This window comes from Deinococcus depolymerans (assembly GCF_039522025.1).
Classification (GTDB): domain Bacteria; phylum Deinococcota; class Deinococci; order Deinococcales; family Deinococcaceae; genus Deinococcus; species Deinococcus depolymerans.
This window is the reverse complement of record NZ_BAAADB010000031.1, coordinates 122,368-141,141: the sequence shown is the minus strand read 5'-3', so window position 1 is coordinate 141,141 and position 18,774 is coordinate 122,368. Positions and strand designations below refer to the sequence as shown.

General features: G+C 69.6%; 15 protein-coding genes and 1 tRNA gene. 7 read left to right on the top strand and 9 right to left on the bottom strand.

The window, feature by feature from the left end:
- The first annotated feature begins 25 nt into the window (after nucleotides 1–25).
- The 6 genes from ABDZ66_RS16720 (at nucleotide 26) to ABDZ66_RS16695 (ending at nucleotide 8,374) form a co-directional block, all read left to right on the top strand.
- Nucleotides 26–1,582 carry a sugar transferase gene (locus tag ABDZ66_RS16720; RefSeq protein WP_343761345.1) on the top strand — a complete coding sequence of 519 codons (1,557 nt, stop codon included), beginning with the start codon at nucleotides 26–28 and terminating at the stop codon, nucleotides 1,580–1,582.
- A gap of 259 nt (nucleotides 1,583–1,841) precedes the next feature.
- Nucleotides 1,842–3,653, top strand: coding sequence for a polysaccharide biosynthesis protein (locus ABDZ66_RS16715; RefSeq protein ID WP_343761343.1), 1,812 nt, complete (start codon nucleotides 1,842–1,844; stop codon nucleotides 3,651–3,653).
- Nucleotides 3,654–3,763: 110 nt separating this feature from the next.
- Nucleotides 3,764–5,023 carry a glycosyltransferase family 4 protein gene (locus tag ABDZ66_RS16710; RefSeq protein WP_343761341.1) on the top strand — a complete coding sequence of 420 codons (1,260 nt, stop codon included), beginning with the start codon at nucleotides 3,764–3,766 and terminating at the stop codon, nucleotides 5,021–5,023.
- The gene (locus ABDZ66_RS16705; protein ID WP_343761339.1) at nucleotides 5,020–5,922 is read left to right on the top strand and encodes a dTDP-4-dehydrorhamnose reductase family protein; all 903 of its coding nucleotides are present in this window, start codon (nucleotides 5,020–5,022) and stop codon (nucleotides 5,920–5,922) included. The genes ABDZ66_RS16710 and ABDZ66_RS16705 overlap by 4 nt, the downstream gene beginning before the upstream one ends.
- Nucleotides 5,923–5,984: 62 nt before the next feature.
- A complete protein-coding gene (locus ABDZ66_RS16700) occupies nucleotides 5,985–7,559 on the top strand; it encodes an O-antigen ligase family protein (protein WP_343761337.1) in 1,575 nt (524 codons plus the stop codon).
- Complete coding sequence (locus ABDZ66_RS16695; protein WP_343761335.1) at nucleotides 7,556–8,374, top strand: hypothetical protein; 819 nt, start codon at nucleotides 7,556–7,558, stop codon at nucleotides 8,372–8,374. The genes ABDZ66_RS16700 and ABDZ66_RS16695 overlap by 4 nt, the downstream gene beginning before the upstream one ends.
- 174 nt (nucleotides 8,375–8,548) lie before the next feature.
- Here ABDZ66_RS16695 and ABDZ66_RS16690 read toward each other — a convergent pair.
- From ABDZ66_RS16690 to ABDZ66_RS16675, 4 genes are all read right to left on the bottom strand, one after another.
- A tRNA-Glu gene (locus ABDZ66_RS16690) sits at nucleotides 8,549–8,623 on the bottom strand.
- Nucleotides 8,624–8,796: 173 nt separating this feature from the next.
- On the bottom strand, nucleotides 8,797–10,203 hold the full coding sequence (lpdA, locus tag ABDZ66_RS16685) for a dihydrolipoyl dehydrogenase (protein WP_343761333.1): 1,407 nt from the start codon (nucleotides 10,201–10,203) through the stop codon (nucleotides 8,797–8,799).
- A gap of 143 nt (nucleotides 10,204–10,346) precedes the next feature.
- Nucleotides 10,347–11,012: a response regulator gene (locus ABDZ66_RS16680; RefSeq protein WP_343761331.1), complete on the bottom strand. Its 666-nt coding sequence runs from the start codon at nucleotides 11,010–11,012 to the stop codon at nucleotides 10,347–10,349.
- 5 nt (nucleotides 11,013–11,017) lie between these two features.
- On the bottom strand, nucleotides 11,018–12,637 hold the full coding sequence (locus ABDZ66_RS16675; RefSeq protein ID WP_343761329.1) for an ATP-binding protein: 1,620 nt from the start codon (nucleotides 12,635–12,637) through the stop codon (nucleotides 11,018–11,020).
- A gap of 304 nt (nucleotides 12,638–12,941) precedes the next feature.
- Here ABDZ66_RS16675 and ABDZ66_RS16670 point away from each other — a divergent pair, with 304 nt between their 5' ends.
- Nucleotides 12,942–14,270: a dicarboxylate/amino acid:cation symporter gene (locus tag ABDZ66_RS16670; RefSeq protein WP_343761327.1), complete on the top strand. Its 1,329-nt coding sequence runs from the start codon at nucleotides 12,942–12,944 to the stop codon at nucleotides 14,268–14,270.
- A 66-nt stretch (nucleotides 14,271–14,336) separates the two neighbouring features.
- On the opposite strand, the gene ABDZ66_RS16665 is transcribed toward ABDZ66_RS16670, so the two are convergent.
- From ABDZ66_RS16665 to ABDZ66_RS16645, 5 genes are all read right to left on the bottom strand, one after another.
- A complete protein-coding gene (locus tag ABDZ66_RS16665) occupies nucleotides 14,337–15,275 on the bottom strand; it encodes a pseudouridine-5'-phosphate glycosidase (protein WP_343761325.1) in 939 nt (312 codons plus the stop codon).
- Between the two features lie 74 nt (nucleotides 15,276–15,349).
- Nucleotides 15,350–16,477: a carbohydrate kinase gene (locus ABDZ66_RS16660; RefSeq protein ID WP_343761323.1), complete on the bottom strand. Its 1,128-nt coding sequence runs from the start codon at nucleotides 16,475–16,477 to the stop codon at nucleotides 15,350–15,352.
- Nucleotides 16,478–16,577: 100 nt separating this feature from the next.
- Nucleotides 16,578–17,396 carry an HpcH/HpaI aldolase/citrate lyase family protein gene (locus ABDZ66_RS16655; RefSeq protein WP_343761321.1) on the bottom strand — a complete coding sequence of 273 codons (819 nt, stop codon included), beginning with the start codon at nucleotides 17,394–17,396 and terminating at the stop codon, nucleotides 16,578–16,580.
- 102 nt (nucleotides 17,397–17,498) lie between these two features.
- Nucleotides 17,499–17,900 carry a VOC family protein gene (locus tag ABDZ66_RS16650; RefSeq protein WP_343761319.1) on the bottom strand — a complete coding sequence of 134 codons (402 nt, stop codon included), beginning with the start codon at nucleotides 17,898–17,900 and terminating at the stop codon, nucleotides 17,499–17,501.
- Between the two features lie 9 nt (nucleotides 17,901–17,909).
- Nucleotides 17,910–18,650 (bottom strand): RIO1 family regulatory kinase/ATPase domain-containing protein, encoded by a 741-nt coding sequence (locus ABDZ66_RS16645; RefSeq protein ID WP_425544450.1) that lies wholly within the window; start codon nucleotides 18,648–18,650, stop codon nucleotides 17,910–17,912.
- Between the last annotated feature and the right edge of the window lie 124 nt (nucleotides 18,651–18,774).

Here is an 18,774-nt window from a genome sequence, read left to right as displayed (position 1 = left end):
GACAGCTCACGCAACTGTTGTATTGGTGGTCGGTGCCTCCGGGTTTGTCGGCCGGACGCTCTGTCAGGTACTGCTGGACCGCGGGTACGAAGTGGTCGCCGCTGCACGCTCGGCCCGGCACCTGCCGCCCGGCGTGCGCCACCACTCCCTCGGGGACCTGACCGGGGACGTTGACTGGCGCGGCGCGCTGCGCGGTGTCACGCACGTGGTGTACCTTGCGGCGCGCGTTCACGTGATGAACGACACGCACCCTGATCCTCTGGGTGCCTACCGGGCGCTAAATACCGACACTCCACTGGCGCTGGCGCGCGCCGCGGCTGCCGCCGGGGTGAAGCGTCTGGTGTACTTGAGCTCAGTCAAGGTCAATGGCGAGGAGAGCGGGCGGCCCCTGACAGAGCAGGACCCGCCCGCCCCGACCGATCCCTACGGCGTCTCCAAGTGGGAAGCCGAGCAGGCCCTGCTAAACCTGGGCGTGACGACCGGCCTGGACGTCACGGTGCTGCGCCCGCCGCTGGTCTATGGACCGGGTGTCAGGGCGAACTTCCTGCAGCTGATTACCGCGGTCCAGCGCGGAGTACCGTTGCCGCTCGCGGCGGTGCGCAACTGCCGAAGCATGGTCTACGTGGGGAACCTGGCCGACGCGATCGCGTTCACGCTGCATTCACCCGTCACAGCGGGGAAGACGTTCTTCGTGGCCGACGGCGACGACCTGTCCACGCCGGAACTCATCCGGGGTGTGGCCCAGGCCCTGGGCCGCCCGCCGCGCCTGTGGCCGGTCCCGGCCTGGATGCTTCACGCCGCCGGGCGACTGCTGCGCCGTGAAGGAATGGTGCGGCGCTTGACAGGCTCCCTACAGATTGACACGCGCCGCCTGCGCGAGGCGGGCTGGGTCCCGCCCTTCACTACGCAGGCGGGCTTGGCGGCCACCGTGGCTGCGCATGCGAACCTGGCCCCTGATTGGGCACCCCTGGGCGACGGGCGCCCCTGGGCGCTGAAGCCTAGGCAGCGGGCCTACCTACGCGTGCGGCACGGATTGGAACGGCCGCTGGCAGGTGCGCTGCTGCTGCTGCTGTTGCCGGTCCTGCTGCTGACGGCGCTGATCATACGGCTGAGCAGCCCTGGCCCCGTGCTGTTCACGCAGTTGCGGGCTGGACGGGGCCACCAGCCGTACACCATCTTCAAGTTCCGCACAATGCGCCTGAACGCCCCGCAACTATCCACGGAGGACATGCGGCTCCAGGGGATAAGCGCGGTCACGCCCGTGGGGGCCTTCCTGCGCAGAACCAGCCTTGATGAACTACCGCAGCTTCTGAACGTGCTGCGCGGCGAGATGAGCTTCGTCGGTCCCCGACCGGCGCTCATGACGCAGCACCCCGTGCTCAACGGCCGCGCCGCGGCCGGCGTGGATCAGCTGCCGCCGGGCATCACTGGGCTGGCCCAGGTGACCGGGCGGGATGATCTGAGCGACGATGAGAAGGTCCGGCGAGACGCCACGTACCTGCGTCACGTTGACCTGCTGACCGACCTGCTGATCATCCGCGCTACCCTACGCAGCGTGCTGGGAGGGCGCGGTACCTACTAGGGCCTGCGGGCATGCACCGGGCAGCGGCGGGAACGGGCGTCCTTGCTCTGGATTGCCCGCACGTCACGGGGCGCGCCCGCAGGTTAGGATTCTGTGAAGGCACAGACCAGACTGCCGAGGTCGCCAGTCACCCCCATTGCCCCCCGCCGTGACGCCACGGGACGCTGCACGGACCGCAGGGCGCCGCCCGACCTGCGCCCGGCGCAGACAGACGGGCCCTCAGGGTCCACTGGGAAGTGAAAGATCTATGACATCCACTTTGATCAAGTTCGTGATTGACCTCACCCTTTGGCTTATGGCGGCGCTGCTGGCCTACACCTTCCGTACGCCCTCGGTGATTCAGGGTGGCGCGCCCAGCACCGTCTGGCTTTACGCACTGCTGAACCTGGGTGTGATGGCCCTTGTGATCCGTCAGCATCGCCTGCACCGTCAACTCTGGCAGCGGGTCAGTGTCCCGGACCTGCTGACTCTGGCCCGCGCGGCCGCCACGGCCACACTGGTCATGTTCGCGCTGGGGTTCATCCTGCGCGACTGGCTTCAGCTGGCACGCAGCGTGCCGCTGCTGGCCGGCGCCCTAGGGTTCCTGCTGATGGGCGGGGCGCGCCTGCTGTTCCGGATGGTGCAGGACCGCATCCGTCAGCAGCAGGCGCCCGCCAGGCAGCGGGTCTTGATTGTCGGGGCCGGCGAGGCCGGCGCGCTGATCGCCCGTGAGATTCAGCGGCATCCGGAATCCGGCCTGCAGGCCATCGGCTTCCTCGACGACGAACCCGCCAAGCAGCGGCAGTCGCTGATGGGCTTTCCGGTCTTCGGGCGGGTCGAGAACCTGGTTGAGGTGGCTCAGCGGGAGCACGCCCAAGAAGTCCTGATCGCCATCCCCTCCGCCGAAGGCAGTTTCATCCGCCGGGTAGTCGAATTGTCACAAGCGGCCAGACTGCGCTACCGCATTATTCCGGGTGTGTTTGAAATCCTGTCAGGGAACGTCACGATCAACCAGATCCGTGACGTTGACCTTGAGGACCTGCTGCGCCGACCCCCCGTGCAGCTGAACACGGCCGAAATTGCCGGGTACCTCAGAGGCCGGGTGGTGCTCGTTACCGGCGCCGGCGGCAGCATCGGTTCGGAAATTGTCCGGCAGATCTGCGTCTACCAGCCGGGGCTGATCCTGCTAGTCGGGCGGGGGGAAAACAGCATCTTCAGCATCCAGCAGGAACTGAACCATACCCTGCCGGACATCCAGCACCTCGGGCTGATCTGCGACGTCCGCGACCGCAGCAGGCTCGATGCAATCTTCCAGGACTACCGCCCGGACGTAGTGTTTCACGCCGCCGCGCACAAGCACGTGCCACTCATGGAAATGGCCCCGTCAGAGGCCATCATGAACAACGTCACCGGCACGCACAACGTCACACAGCTCTGCCTGCAGTACCACGTCAAACGCCTCGTTAACGTCTCCACAGATAAAGCTGTGAACCCCACGAGCATCATGGGTGCCTCCAAACGCATGGCCGAGATGATCGTCTCGGGCGGCGCGGCGTGCGCCGCGCCGGATCAGGCGTTCGTGTCCGTCCGATTCGGAAATGTGCTGGGCAGCCGCGGCAGCGTGGTGCCCACCTTCATGCGGCAGATCCGGGCAGGAGGACCCATCACGGTCACCCATCCGGACATGGTCCGTTACTTCATGACCATTCCCGAAGCGGCCCGGTTGGTGTTGCAGGCCGGCGGTCTGGCCGAGAACGGCAAAGTGTACGTGCTGAACATGGGCCAGCCAGTCAAGATCGCTGACCTCGCCCAAGATGTGATTCAGCTGTCGGGTGCCCAGCACGTCGACATCGTCTATAGCGGCGTGCGGCCCGGCGAGAAGCTGTACGAGGAACTGCTCACTACCAGTGAGGGCGCCGAATCCACCACCCACCAGGAAATCTTCAGTGCCCGCCTGGCCAGCGTGAGCCCGACTGAGCTAGAACAGAACATCGCGCTTCTGCGGCAGGCCGCCGAGCAGCAGGACCACGCCGCGATTCGGGAGACGCTGGCCCGACTCATTCCAGAAAACAAGTTCGGCAGTTTGGGATAGGGGCCGAAGCGAGAGCCCGGGTGCGGGCGCCTGTGGTCTCCCCCCGCTGTGACATCAGGGGCGTCGTGCGGGTAGATTGAGCGTATGGTCCAGTTGCACACATTTCAGCTTTGGACGTCGTTTTGAAGGTGTTGATTCTCAGCCAGTACTTCTGGCCGGAGACGTTCCGCATCAACGACGTCGCGCAGGGCCTACACGAACAGGGACATCAGGTGGAGGTGCTGACTGGCTTCCCAAATTACCCTTCGGGGCAGTTCCAGGCCGGCTACGCGCCGCGTGGGCCTGCCCGGGACGCGTTGGGCAAGATCGGAATTCACCGCGTGCCGCTCCTAGCCCGGGGTCACGGCCGGGGGGGCAGGCTGCTGCTGAATTACCTGTCGTTCGCGGTGAGCGCCGCTGCGTTCGGGCCGTTTCTGCTGCGCCGGCCCGATGTGATTCTGGTGTTCGAGCCCTCGCCAGTCACCGTGGGGCTTCCGGCCGCACTGCTGCGCCGGATCTTCCGGACCCCCGTGGTGTTCTGGGTGCAGGACCTCTGGCCGGAGAGTCTGGTCGCAACTGGCAGCCTGCGCAACCGGCGCGCGCTTGCACTGGTGAGCCGGATGGTGAGCTGGATCTACCGTCACTGTGATCTGCTGCTAGTTCAGTCCAGGGCTTTCTCACGTTCACTGGTGGATCATGGCGTCAGCCTCTCGCGGATCGAGTACCTGCCCAACAGTGCCGAGGCATTCTACCGGCCGGTGGAGTTGCCAGCCGACGCGCCGGAACGGCGCCTCGTGCCGCAGGATGGTGTCATGAACCTGATGTTTGCCGGAAATCTGGGCGTCAGTCAGGATCTGGAAACCCTCGTGGAGGCCGCGGCTGAACTGCGGCACGAGCCGGTCCGCTGGCTGATCCTGGGAGACGGCCGCCAGCGCCCCTGGCTGGAGGAAGAGATCCGGCGCCGGGACCTGCAGGGTTGTGTGCAGCTGCTCGGCAGTCACCCGGCAGACACCATGCCCCGCTTCTTCGCGCTGGCAGACGTGCTGCTGGTCAGCCTCAAGGACAACCCTGCGTTCCGCGCGACTATTCCCTCCAAGCTGCAGTCCTACCTGGCGTGTGGGCGCCCGGTGCTGGCGGCTCTCAACGGCGAGGGCGCGCGCGTGACCCGTGATGCCGGCGCCGGCCTGACTGTGCCGGCGGAGCGGCCGGATGAACTCGCGCGTGCCGTGCGTGAATTCATCCGGCTGTCCCCGGCCGAACGTGAAGAGATGGGGGAGTGCGGCCGACGCTACTTTCTGCGTAACTTTGAGCGTCAGTACCTGCTACGGCAGCTGGTCGAGCTGCTTGGCAGCGTGGCGGCGCGTGGCATCACGAAGGAGCACACAGCATGAAAATTTTGATTCTCGGCGGCGACGGCATGTTCGGACACCAGTTCTACCGGCAGATGCGCGACCGTCACGACGTGCGCGTCACTGTGCGCCAGGACTTCAGCGCCTACGCAAGCTACGGGCTGTTCGACCCGCAGCGCACCTACACCGGCATTGACGTCCGTTCCAGTGACCGCCTGACGGAAGTGATGGCGGACTTCCGCCCTGACGCCGTCATCAATGCCGTGGGCATCGTCAAGCAGCGGCACACGGCTAAGGAGAGCATTCCCAGCTTGGAGATCAACGCCCTTCTGCCTCACCGCCTGACTGAGCTGACGCGCCTGTGCGGCGCGCGGCTGGTGCACCTCAGCACCGACTGCGTCTTCTCCGGGCGCAGGGGCATGTACCAGGAAATGGACTTCCCCGATGCTGAGGACCTGTACGGCCGCAGCAAGTTCCTGGGCGAGGTCGCGGACGGTCACGCCCTGACCCTACGCACCTCGATCATCGGACCTGAACTGTCCCGCAAGACCAGCCTGCTTGAATGGGTGCTAGCCCAGCAGGGGCAGGTCAGGGGCTTCCAGAAGGCGATCTTCAGTGGGCTCACCACCCTGGAACTCTCGCGAGTCATCGAGAAGCTTCTGCTCGAATATCCCGGGGCGTCCGGCCTGTATCAGGTGTCGAGTGAACCGATCGACAAGTACGAGCTGTTGATGCTGATCCGGGAGGCGTACCGGCTGCATCTGGACATCCAGCCGGATGATCAGCTGGCGATCAACCGCAGCCTAGACTCCAGCCGGTTCCGTCAGGAATTCAACTACCAGCCGCCCGCCTGGCCCGCCATGATCGGTGAGATGGCTGAGCAGCGGCGCGCGGACGAACGTTACTCACCCATCGTGGCCGGGCAGGGGCAGGCCCCCTGAGGTGAGTGGTCCCGCCGGCGGCGCGCACTGTGCCCGGCGCAACTCCCGTAGCATGGTGCGGCATGAGTGTCTCTCCTGATTCGGGTATTGCGGCGCCGCGCCGCTGGCTGGTGTGGCTGGCCCTGCTGCCGGTAGTGCCCCCGCTGCTTCTGGGCGGGGCCGTGGGCCTGCGGCAGTGGCGCAGCCTGCCGCGCGTGGTGCAGGCCTTGGTGGGGGTGTTCGTGGGGACGCAGCTGCTCGCGGCTCTGCTCAGCCCGGGCCCGCTGCTGGCGCTGGGGACCACCGTGCTGCGCATGACACTGCTGGTGGGGTTGCTGTGCCTGGGGTCGCGGCTGGGAGAACCTGCAACCCTGCGGGCCCTGCGCTGGGGCCTGCTCGTGGTGTACGTGACGGCGCTGATCAACGGTCTGGCCCTTCAAGGGTGGGACCTCACGCAGCTTCGGCTGAGTCATCCCTACGTCACGCCAGTGTCGCTGGGACTGGCCGGCGCGCTGGGGCTGTGGCTGGCCCTGGACAGGCAGCCGGGTGAGTCGTGGCGTCAGGGCCTGCCGTGGCGCCTGATGCTGGGCGGGCTGGGTGTACTCACTGCGCTGCTCAGCGGGAGCCGCGGGCCGCTGGCCGTGGCTCTGCTGGGCACCGCGCTGCTGCTGGGCTGGCGCACCCTCAGGCGCCAGCACCTGCTGGGCGCCGCGCTGCTGGGCACCGTGGCGCTGGGCGCGCTGCTGCTCGGCAGCAGCGCCGAGCAGCGGCCGCTGGAGCGTCTGGTGACCCTGGACCTGACTGGACGTGACCTGATCTGGGACGACGCCCTGAGCGTCGCCCGGGCGCAGCCCTGGGCGGGCAACGGCACGCTGCTGCTCGGTCCGCGGATCGCGCCGCCCGGAGAGAGCTGCACTTGGTTCGAGGCGCTGGAAGTGCGGGGTGTGGGCTGCCCGGCCGCCGTGGAACAGGTGAACAACACCTGGGTAATCGCGCATAATGGTCTGGTGCAGGCGTTGGGGGAAACCGGGCTGCTGGGCACGGCCGGGCTCTTCCTGCTGCTGGGGGCTGTCCTGGCCGCCGCCTCGGCCAGTCCCCCGCTGATCCTGACGCTGGTGGCGGCCCTGCTGCTAGGTGACCTGACGGACAACGTCACGCTGGTGCCTGGCCCGTTCTTCTCTGCCGTGTTCTGGGTGGCTGCGGGCGGCGCCTTGACCCGGCACCCTCCGCGCTGGCCGGCCGCGGCCGGCTGGGGGGCGGCACTCCTACTCCTGATGGCGTTTCCCGTCTGGACGCATTTCCTGCCGTCCACGCCACACCGTCAGATCAGCCTGAGCGGCCTGATCTCCCCGACCTCATGGCGGGCTGACGAGCCCTACGCGGCGGCCGCCCAGTTCAATGTCCCGCCGGGACTGTACCGCGCGCAGCTGCGCGCGTGCCGTCAGAGCTGCGTGACGGTCGCCGTGCGCCCATTCTCCTCGACTGGCCAGCGCGGCACGTGGCAGTGGCTGCTGGGGCCCCTGCCCAGCAGCCGTCAGGTTGGTGGTGTGGACGGCCAGCCCTACGAGCTGCAGCTGCGCCTGTGGCCGGGCCGCAGCGCGCCCTGGCGGACGCGTGCTCTGAGCCGCACCAGCTGGAAGGTCATGGTGAAGCCGTGAAGTGGCCCGCGGCGCTACTCATGGCGGCCACGCTCGTGTTGCTGGGTGCGGCGGTGCTGCACCTCCCTGACGACCCAGCGCTGCCGTCCTCGCTGGCGGGGAGCGAGTGCCGGGCCGGCCGCACCAACTTCACGAGTGCGCAACCGCCGGCGCTGCCCGGAGAGTGGCACGGCAGCCACGGGTTTTTCGCTATTCCCGGCACGCTGGAACTGGAGTACTGCCGTCCGGGACAGCTGCGGATCGAGGCGCACGGTGACGTGTCGAGCAACGGCGGCCCCCCTGTGCTGGTGGTGCGCAACGACGAGGAGCAGACCGAGACGCCGGTCCGCGCACTCAGGGTGCTGACCGTGCCAGTGGGGCCCAGCGGCCGCGTGATTCTGTCATTTCCAAATGACGAGACCGACGCCCTTTACCGCATTGTGACGATTGAGCGCTTGGCGATCACCGGCACCCGGAGCTGCGTGTCAGCCCTAGTGCGCGACGAGCGTGTCGAGTTCCGGAACGCCGTGACCGGGGCGGTGTATGACCAGCGAGGACAGCGGCTGGAACCCTGCACGGCCGGGACGCTGTTCCTGACGGTCAGCGGGCCGGTGGTGGACGGGTCTGGCCCCCAGCTCCGCCTGACCCAGGCGGGCCGGACGCTGCTGGACCGTGAGGTCCGCAGTCGCGTCTCGCTGCGGCTGCCGCTGAACAGCACGGCCCCGGTGCAGCTGTCGGTGACCAATTTCGCCGGCCGTCAGGTGCAGTACCGCAACCTGTTCCTGGACCGGATTCAGTTCACGCCGGAGGGCCGCCCTGCTTCTGGAGGCAGCTGAACAGAGCGGCGCATGTAGCAGACGTGGAGGACCATGTGGTTGGCGCCGGGCGGAAAAGACCACCGTGGTGACCGGCCGGGCCCACGGGGCGGGGGCTTGGAATGGTGCCTGCCTTGCCTCCCCCGTGAGCCCTAAAAAACCGCTCGCCTCTGCGGGTGCAGAGGCGAGCGTTCGTGGTGACCCCAACGGGATTCGAACCCGTATCGCTACCTTGAAAGGGTAGTGTCCTAACCGTTAGACGATGGGGCCACACCACTTCAGTTGTCGTTGGCTTGCGCCTTCGCTTCCTGCCTTTCAAGGGGCGCCGTTTCCGGCACGCACAGAAAGATACAGGGTTGGCGTGAATTCGTCAAGGGGTATGTGCGGTGCACGTGAAAGGCGGGGCGGACCTCGCTGGTCACGCCCCGCCCGGAGTGCGGTTTTTACATGTGCAGGGCGCGTTTGTCGGTGGCCAGTGCGGCTTCCTTGACGACCTCGGACAGGGTGGGGTGGGCGTGGACGGTGCGGGCGAGGTCCTCGCTGCTGCCGCCGAACTCCATGATCGCCACGACCTCGCCGATCAGTTCGCTGACGCCGCCGCCGATCATGTGCACGCCCAGGAGTTTGTCGGTCTGGGCGTCGGCGATGATCTTCACGAAGCCGCGCGTGTCGCCGTGGCCGAGGGCGCGGCCGTTCGCGCTGAATGGGAACTGCCCGGTCTTGATGTTCAGGCCCCTGTCTTTTGCCTGCTTCTCGGTCAGGCCGGCCCAGGCGATCTCGGGGCTGGTGTAGATCACCCAGGGGATCACGTCGTAGTTCACGTGCCCGGCCTGACCGGCCAGCATCTCGGCGAGGGCCACGCCCTCCTCCTCGGCCTTGTGGGCGAGCATGGCGCCGCCGATCACGTCGCCGATGGCAAAGACGTTCTGGAGGTTGGTGCGGTAGTGCTGGTCGACCTTCACGAAGCCGCGTTCATCGAGCGCCAGGCCCACCGCGTCGGCCCCGAGGCCCTGGGTGTGGGGCACGCGGCCGATGGACACGATCAGCTTGTCGAAGCGCGCGGTGACTTCCCTGTCCTGCTCGGTGTACGTGACGCTGACGCCGCTGTCGTCCTGCTCGACGGCGGTGATGTTCACGCCGAAGTGGAAGTCCAGGCCCTGCTTCTTGAAGAGCTTGAGGCCCTCCTTAGCGATGGCGTCGTCGGCGGCCATCAGGAAGCCCGGCAGGGCCTCCAGCACCGTCACCTGCGCGCCCAGGCGGCGCCAGACGCTGCCGAGCTCCAGGCCGATGACGCCCGCGCCGATCACGCCGAGTTTCTCCGGGACGGCCGTGAATTCCAGCGCGCCGCTGTTCTCCACGATGTGCCCGCCGAAGGGTGCCAGCGGCAGGGCGCGGGGGCTGCTGCCGGTCGCGACGATCACGCGCGCGGCGCGGACCTCGGTGCCGGCGGCGTCCACGATCCAGCCGTCGCCGTCCGCGCGGACCAGTCGGCCCAGCCCGAAGAACGACGTGATCTTGTTCTTCTTGAACAGGAACGCCACGCCGCCCGTCAGTTTGTCCACCACGCCGTTCTTGCGGCCCAGCATCTTCGCGATGTCCAGGGACGCGCCCTGCACGTTGATGCCGTGCTCGGCGAAGTCATGCTGCATGACCTCGAACTTCTCGCTGCTGTCCAGCATCGCCTTGCTGGGAATGCAGCCCACGTTCAGGCAGGTGCCCCCCAGGCTGGCCTTGCCGTTCCGCTCGAAGGCGTCCACGCAGGCCGTCTTGAAGCCCAGCTGAGCCGCACGAATGGCCGCCACGTAACCCGCGGGGCCGCCACCAATCACCAGTACGTCGAAAGAATCCATAGCGCTTCGCAGCGTACCACCCGCCCGAAACGCCCAGCGTGACACGTTCCCCGCTCAGGGACAGGGAAGGGTGATGGGTGATGGAAGCTCCGGCATGAGCCTGGGCGAAAGCCGGTCTATCAACTATCGACCATCACCTGTCTTCAGGCCCGGCGGTAGCGTTTCGCGGGGCGGCCCCCGGTGCGGGCGTCCGTGCCCACGCTGGCCTCGCCGGTCACCACGAGGTGTTCCAGGTACCGCCACGCGGTCACGCGGCTGAGGCCCACGCGGGTGCCGAGCTCGGCGGCGCTCGCCTCGCCCAGGTCGCGCAGGGCCACCCGCACGCGGCGCAGGGTGTCGCCGTCCAGCCCCGCGGCGTCCGGGGCGGCGGGCGGGGCGAACAGGGCGTCCAGGTGCCCCTGGCGCACGTCCCCCTGCGCCCACAGCGCCGCGCGTTCCCGGGCGCGCTCCAGGGCCAGCGTGAAGCGGCCCGGCGTGACCGGCTTCACGAGGTAGTCCGCCGCGCCGTGCAGCAGCGCGTCCTGCACGCTGGGCGCGTCGCTGGCGGCCGTGACGAGGATCGCGTCCACCCGCGCGCCGTCCATGCGCGCCTCGCGCAGCAGGTCCAGGCCGCGCCCGTCGGGCAGGTGCACGTCCAGTAGCAGCAGGTCCGGGTGCAGGGTGCGCAGCATGGCCCGCGCCACCCGCAGCGACTCCGCCTGCCCGAGGACCGTGAAGCCCCCGGCGCGTTCCAGCAGCCGCCAGTGCAGCGCCGCGATCTGCGGGTCGTCCTCGACGATCAGCACGCGCAGCGGTGGGGAAGAGGACACGCCGCTCATTCTTCGGCCTCGGGGAGGGGCACGTCCAGCGTGAAGCGCGTCCAGTCCCGCCCGTCCGCCCGCACCCGGTCGTGCGTGAGGACCGCGCCGAGCGCCTGCGCCCGGTCGGCCACCAGGGCCAGCCCCACGCCGCGCCCCATACCCCTGCTGCTCACGCCCCGCACGGTCAGGGTGCCCGCCAGCGCCGCGGGCACGCCGGGACCCGTGTCACGGACCTCCAGCACCAGGCCTTCCGGGTCGGTGGCGATCAGCACCCGCACCTCGGCGTCCGGCGTGCCGCTCGCCGCCTCCAGGGCGTTCTCGATCAGGTTCCCGGCCGCAAGCTCCAGCAGATCCAGCACGCCGGGCGGCAGCGTGCCCGGCAGCGCCGACAGGGGATCGAGGGTGAGGGTCACGCCCCGTTCCGCCGCGCGGTCGAACTTGCCCAGCAGCAGCGCCGAGAGCCGCACGTGCCGCAGCGCCCCCACCGCCTGCAGGTGCGCCTCGTGCCGCGCCGACTGCGCGTGGATGAGGGCCAGGGCCTCGCGCGTCTCGCCCAGGTGCAGCAGGCCCGCCAGGGTGTGCAGGCGGTTCGTGAACTCGTGCGTCTGCGCCCGCAGCAGTTCCGCGTAACGCTGCGACTGCGTCAGCTCGTCCGCCAGGGCGCGCACCCGCGCCAAGTCCCGCAGCGTGACCACCACCGCGCCCTCGCCGGCCTCCTGCGCGGCCAGCAGCACCGGGCGGCCCGCGACCTCCGCCGTGACCGGCCCGGCCCCTGGTACGGGCAGCGGGAGGCCCGGCGGCCACGGCAGCGGCAGCGCGGCGTCCGGGGTGCCCAGCAGCGCGCGGGCCTGGGGGTTCATCACGAACACCTGCCCCGCGCGGGCCACCAGCACCCCTTCTTCCAGGGTGTTCAGGACCGCCCGGTACTGCCGCAGGCCCCCGGCGATCTGCTCGGGTTCCAGACCCAGCATCTCGGTCTTCACGCGCCGCGCCACGCCCAGGGCCAGGGCCAGGGCTGACAGGAGGGCCAGCAGGTACCAGGGGAGGCCCGCGCGCAGCACGTCCAGGAACACGTCCCGCAGGCGGGGCAGCAGGAAGCCCACGCTCGCCAGCCCCAGCACCCGCCCCGCGCCGTCCACGACGGGCACCTTCGACCGCACCGAGCGGCCCAGCGTGCCCTGCACCGTCTCCGTGACGCTCCGGCCCCGCAGGAACGCCGTGAAGTCCCCGCCCTGCATGCGCTGCCCCACCTGCGCCGCGTTCGGGTGCGTCAGGCGCCGCGCGTCCCGGTCGGTGACCACCACGTAATCCGCGCCCAGCTGAGCGCGGTAACGGTTCATCAGGGCGTTCAGGTTCGCCCGTTCGGCCGCGTTCCCCGACAGGGCCGCCACGACCGGCGGGAGCGTCGCCACCAGCCGCGACTCGCGCAGGGACCGCTCCGCGAACGACCGGTGAATGCCGCCGTAGACGCCCTGACTGACCAGCCCCGCCACCGGCAGCCCCAGCAGCAGGAACGCGCCCAGCGTCGTCAGGAACAGCCTCGGCCCGACCCGCAGCAGGCGGGGCGTGTGCGGCAGCGCCACCTCACGCGCCAGCGGCGGCACGCGGGACGGAACAGGCAGGCGGGAGGGCACGGTGGACGCAGTGTAGGCCCGCCCCGCACCCCTGCAGCCATCCTGCGCCCCTTGTGTTCACCGCGTGTACGAATCCCCCGCCCACCCCGATGCCCCCAAGGCGCCCACTGGGACGGGCCGCAGCTCCCGCCACCCGGCGGGGCGCGCCGCCCCGCCGGGGACAGGCGTCCCCCTGCGCACGCATGCTGGGCGGCACCACACTCCCGCCCCGACCTGCACCCGCGCAGGCTCACCCACCCATCTCACGGCGCGCCCCGGCCCGCGCGCCCCACCCGCGTCCCCCGTGACGCACCGGAGGACCCCCATGCCCAGACTGTTCCGCAGCCTCTACGCGCAGGTGCTGACCGCCATCGTGATCGGCGTGCTCGTCGGCCATTTCTTCCCCACCGTCGGCGAAGCGCTCAAGCCCCTCGGGGACGGCTTCATCAAACTGATCAAGGTCGTCATCGGCCCCATCATCTTCTGCACGGTCGTCAGCGGCGTCGCCAGCATGCGCGACACCAGGAAGATCGGCCGGGTGGGCGGCAAGGCCCTGCTGTACTTCGAGGTCGTCACCACCGCCGCCCTGCTGATCGGGCTGGTCGTCGTGAACCTCGTCGGCCCCGGGCGCGGCATGAACATCAACCCCGCCACCCTCGACACCAGCGCCATCACCAAGTACACCGACGCCGCCGGCGAACAGACCGTCGCGGACTTCGTGCTGCACATCATCCCCACCACCTTCGTCAGTGCCTTCACCGAGGGCGACCTGCTGCAGGTGCTGCTCATCGCGCTCCTGAGCGGCTTCGCCCTGATCCGCATGGGTGACCTCGGGCAGCGCGTCCTGAAAGGCATCGACGCCGTCAGCGTCCTGGTGTTCCAGATCCTGGGCTTCATCATGAAACTCGCCCCCGTCGGAGCGTTCGGCGCGATGGCCTTCACCATCGGCAAGTACGGCGTCGGCAGCCTCCAGCAGCTCGCGTACCTGATGGGCACCTTCTACGTCACCTGCGCCCTGTTCGTGTTCGTCCTGCTGAACGTCATCGCCAGACTCGCCGGATTCAGCCTGCTGAAATTCCTGCGCTACATCAAGGAAGAACTGCTGCTCGTGCTGGGCACCAGCTCCAGCGAGAGCGCCCTGCCGCGCCTCATGGCCAAACTCGAACACGCCGGCGCGAACAAGAGCGTCGTCGGGCTCGTCGTCCCCACCGGGTACTCCTTCAACCTCGACGGCACCAGCATCTACCTGACCATGGCCGCCGTGTTCATCGCCCAGGCCACCAACACCGACCTGAGTTTCGCGCAGGAACTCGCCCTGCTGGCCATCCTCCTGCTCACCAGCAAGGGCGCCGCGGGCGTCACCGGCAGCGGCTTCGTCGTCCTCGCCGGGACCCTCGCCGCACTCGGCACCGTCCCCGTCGCGGGCCTCGCCCTGATCCTCGGCATCGACCGCTTCATGAGCGAGGGCCGAGCCATCACCAACATCATCGGCAACGGCGTCGCCACCCTCGTCGTCGCCCGCAGCGAGAAAGCACTCGACATGAACCGCCTCACCCGCGTCCTCAACGGCGAGCAGCTCCCACCCGTGAACGCCGACGTGCAGGCCGAGGAACACGGCGAGGGGCGCAAGCTGGGGAACGCACAACCGGCGTAAGGGAAGGACGCAGATGGCAGATGGCAGATGGCCAGTGCGGTGCCATCTGCCATCAGCCTTGAGCCATCAGCCCAGCTGAGCGTAGGCGACGGCCACCTGCGCGGCCACCATCGCGTTGTGGCGCACGAGGGCGATGTTCGCGGCGAGGCTGCGGCCCCCGGTGATTTCCACCATGCGGCCCAGCAGGTACGGGGTGGTGTCCTTGCCCTTCAGGCCCAGGGCGTCCATGTCGCGCAGCGCCTGCTCGATCTGCGGGGTGATCTCGCTGGCGGGAATCTCGGCGTCCTCGGGGATGGGGTTGGCGAGCATCACGCCGCCCGACACGCCCAGATCCCACTTCGCCTTCAGCACCCGCGCGGCCTCCTCCGGCGTGGCGACCGTCAGGGGCGCCCTGAAGCCGCTCTGGCGGGAGTAGAACGCCGGGAACTCCTCACTGCCCAGCGTCAGGGCCGGAATGCCGTGCGTCTCGAGGACCTCCAGCGTCAGGCCGATGTCCAGGATGCTCTTCACGCCCGCGCTGACCACGCACACGTCCGTCTGCGCCAGTTCCAGCAGGTCCGCGCTGACGTCCATGCTGCGCTCCGCGCCGCGGTGCACGCCCCCGGTGCCGCCCGTGGCGAACACGCGGATGCCCGCCAGCGCCGCCACGCGCATGGTGCTCGCCACCGTCGTCGCGCCGTGCCTGCCCAGCGCCACCGTCACCGGCAGGTCGCGGGTGCTGATCTTCTCGACGCCCTTGTCGGTCGCCAGCAGGTGCAGTTCCTCGGGCGTGAGGCCCACCTTCAGGCGGCCCCCCAGCACCGCGATCGTCGCGGGCACCGCGCCGTGCGCGCGCACCACGTCCTCCACGCCGCGCGCCATCTCCACGTTCTGCGGGAACGGCATGCCGTGACTGATGATCGTGCTCTCCAGCGCCACCACCGCGCGCCCCTCCGCCAGCGCGGCGGCGACTTCGGGGTGAATGTCCAGGTAGGCGGCAACGGTCGGATTGATGTCGTGAATCATGGGAAACCTCTGGGGGTGGGCTGTGAGCCGTGAGCTATGGGCGATGAGGAAAAACGGGCAGGGTGGCGGGGCGTTCAGAGCTCAGAGCCCACCCCGAGCCGCACCTGAATCGAGGTGGGCGTCAGCAGCGGCGACACCGCGTGATCACTCTCGACGGTGATCGCCGCCGCCGCGTGACCATGCCGCGCCGCCTCTGCGGGCGGCAGGCCCGACGCGAGCGCCGCCAAGAACGCCGCGAGCATCGCGTCGCCCGCGCCGGTCACGTCCCGCACCTCGGCGGGCAGGGCGGGCAGTTCCGTCACGCCTTCCGGGCCACTCAGCAGGCTGCCCGCCGCGCCCCGCCGTACCCACACCAGCCGCACCCCCTGCGCGTGCAGTTCAGCCGCCGCTGCCCGCAGCGCCCCCGACTCGTCCGGCACGTTCCGGCCCAGCAGGGCGCCCAGTTCCGGCACGTTCGGCGTCACCGCCTGCGGCACCAGCCCCGCCGCCAGCGCCGAACGCAGTCGCGCCGCCTTCGGCACGCTCACCGGCTCGAACACCACCGCCGCACCCGCCTCGGCCGCCAGGGACAGCAGGTGCGCCAGCGACGCCTCCGGCAGGTTCCCGTCCGCCACCACCCACGCCGCGCCCCGCAGCACCCCACGCCGCTCCTGCAACGCCGCCGGGGTCAGGGCCTCCACCGCCGCCATCGCCGCCACCGCCACCAGCAACTCCCCACTCGCGTCCAGCACCGCCGTGTACGTTCCCGTCGTCACGTCCGGCGCGCGCAGCACCGCCCGCACGTCCACGCCCGCCGCCTCCGTCTCCCGCAGCAGCCAGTCGCCCAGCGCGTCCCGGCCCACCACGCTCACCAGCGACGCCGGCACGCCCAGCCGCGCCAGGTTCTCCGCGACGTTCCGCGCCACGCCACCCGGCGCCTGCGCCGTCACACCCGGATTGCTCGTCCCCGGCACCGCCGCCGCCAGCGTGCGGGCCTTCACGTCCACGTTCGCGCCGCCCACCACCACCACGCGACCTGGGCCGGACTCCGCTGGCAGCAGGTAGCCCCGGCCCAGCAGCGCGCCCTTGCGGACCAGATTGCGCACATGCACGTTCACGGACGCCCGTGTGGACCCCAGGCGGCGCGCCAGTTCCTCCGGCGTTGCCAGGGGCGTCTCGCGGATCAGGGCGAGGAGGGCGGATTCGGTGTCGGTCAGGGGCATCTGCTTTCTATAATAAAGGCGTTTTCTGTGATTAATCAAGGTGGATGTCTGGAAGGGGGCCGCCCACACGGAAACCGCACACGGAAACCCCGCCGCCCACCTACCCCTCCGTAACCCCCCACAGAGCCAGAACCTCCTGCGCCTCGTCTACGTGCATCTGCTCGACCAGCGCGCCCCGGTGCGTGGCGACGCTTTTTCCTTCGCGGCGGGCCTGTTCCCACGCGGCGATCAGCTCCTGCGCGGCCTGGGCTTCCTGGGCGGTGACGCCGAAGGCGGTGTTGGCGCCTTCGATCTGGTCGGGGTGGATGACGGTCTTGCCGGTGAAGCCGAGGGCGCGGCCCTGCTGGCATTCGCGCTGGAAGCCTTGGGGGTCGCGGATGTCGTTGTAGACAGCGTCGAGGGGGGTCTTGCCGTGGGCGCGGGCGGCGAGGACGACGCTGCCCAGGGCGTGCAGGAGGGGCGTGCGGTCCGGGTGGGGTTGGGTGCGCAGGGCGCGGGCGAGGTCGTTCGTGCCGACCAGGAGGGCGGTGACGCCGGGCACGGCGGCGATGCTGGGGGCGTTCAGGACGCCCTGGGGCGTTTCGATCATGGCCCAGAGGGGCAGGCCGGGGCTGAGGTCGCGGGCGGTGCGGGCGTCCTCGACTTTGGGCAGGACGATGCCGCTTGCGCCTGCGGTGAGGGCGAGTTCGCGGTCGTCGTGTTCCCAGGGGGTGTTCAGGCCGTTGACGCGGATCAGGACGGGAACGTGCCAGGGGGTGCGCAGGGCGTCGCGGACATGTTCGCGGGCCTGGGCTTTGTGTTCGGGGGCGACGGCGTCTTCGAGGTCGAGGATGATGGCGTCGGCGCGGAGGGTGCGGGCTTTCTCGATGGCGCGGGGTTTGTCGCCAGGCACGTACAGCGCGGAGCGCAGGGGCTTCATGCGCGGTTCCTGTGGCGGGGGCGGGCGGCGCTGGTGGCGAGCAGGAGTGGCAGGAGGGCCGCGAGGAAGCGCAGCGTGCGGGGCAGGGTGTGGGTCATGCGTTCACGGTAATACGCCGGGCGCGTCGAGTCCCCAGATGCGGGGTGGCGCGAGTTCCAGCAGGTTCCCGGCGGGGTCGTGAAAGTACAGGCTCTCGCCCCGGTCACCCCAGGCGTAACGGGTGACGGTCAGGCCGGCGGCCCGCAGCCGGGCCTCCCAGGCGTCCGTCTGGGTGGGGTCGAGGGTCAGGCAGGCGTGCGCGCCGGGCTGTCCGGCGTGCGGGGGTACGTCGCCCGGCTGGGCACTGGCGCGCGGGTCGAAGATCAGGAGCATGCTGCCGCTCAGGCGGTAGAACAGGTGCCGGCCCGGCACGCGGCTGTGCAGGGTCAGGCCGAGCAGCTGGGTGTAGAACTGCTCGGCCCGGTCGAGGTCGTCCACGTACAGGCAGGTTTCCAGGATCCGCATGGCCGCAGCCTACGGCAGCAGCAGGCGGGGTTCGGGGGCGGGGCCCAGCGCGCGGCGCTGCACGTCCCGCAGGACCTGCGTGCCGTCGGCGTGAATGCCGTGTTTGCGGAAGCTGGTGGCGAGGCTCTGCGCGTCGCGGGCCAGCAGGGTCTGGAAGTTGGGGTTCTGACGGGTCGAGAGTTGCGGAAAGTCGATGATGGTCACGGTGTCCTCCCACCAGAGAAGGTTGTAGGTGCTGTAATCGCCGTGCGCGTACCCGAGCCGGAGCAGGTCGGCCATGCCCTGCAGGCTCTGCTCCCAGGCACTCCGGGCCTGCGCGGGGGTCAGTGCGGCGTCGCTGAGGCGCGGGGCGATGTGGTCTTCGGTGCCGATCAGGCGCATGACGACGGCGGGAACCGTTTCGGCGTAGGCGGTCGGGTGCGGCCCGGCCAGGGGTTCCGGGACGTTCAGTCCGGCGTTCCAGAGGGTCCACAGGTGCGCGTACTCGCTCAGGACCCAGTCCTGCTGGAGCATCTCCAGGCCCAGGCGGGTGCGTTTCTGCATGGCCCTGGCGGCCCGGGCGTCGAGGATGACCTGCCCCTCGCGGTACAACTGGTCGTTCTGGAAGGACCGGGCCTGCAGGTCGCGGTAGAGCTTCACGAGGACGCTGCCGCGCGGGCCACGGGCGACGTACGCGGTGGCTTCCTTGCCGCTCTTGAGTTCCGCGACAATCCCGGTGATGTACCCGCGGTCGGTCAGGCGGCGGATCACGTCGTCCTGCACGTCATCGGGATCGCTGGCGGTCAAGTGTGCCAGCTGACGGCGGCCGGTCGGGCTGCGTTTCTGGCGGCGTCGGGGCGGTGGGGTGTCCCAGCGTTCGTCCCAGGCGTCGTCA

Coding starts and splice junctions, on each gene's coding strand:
- ABDZ66_RS16705 (WP_343761339.1), top strand. CDS start 5,020: ATGAAAATTTTGATTCTCGGCGGCGACGGCATGTTCGGACACCAGTTC.
- ABDZ66_RS16700 (WP_343761337.1), top strand. CDS start 5,985: ATGAGTGTCTCTCCTGATTCGGGTATTGCGGCGCCGCGCCGCTGGCTG.
- lpdA (WP_343761333.1), bottom strand. CDS start 10,203: ATGGATTCTTTCGACGTACTGGTGATTGGTGGCGGCCCCGCGGGTTAC.
- ABDZ66_RS16670 (WP_343761327.1), top strand. CDS start 12,942: ATGCCCAGACTGTTCCGCAGCCTCTACGCGCAGGTGCTGACCGCCATC.
- ABDZ66_RS16665 (WP_343761325.1), bottom strand. CDS start 15,275: ATGATTCACGACATCAATCCGACCGTTGCCGCCTACCTGGACATTCAC.
- ABDZ66_RS16660 (WP_343761323.1), bottom strand. CDS start 16,477: ATGCCCCTGACCGACACCGAATCCGCCCTCCTCGCCCTGATCCGCGAG.
- ABDZ66_RS16655 (WP_343761321.1), bottom strand. CDS start 17,396: ATGAAGCCCCTGCGCTCCGCGCTGTACGTGCCTGGCGACAAACCCCGC.
- ABDZ66_RS16650 (WP_343761319.1), bottom strand. CDS start 17,900: ATGCGGATCCTGGAAACCTGCCTGTACGTGGACGACCTCGACCGGGCC.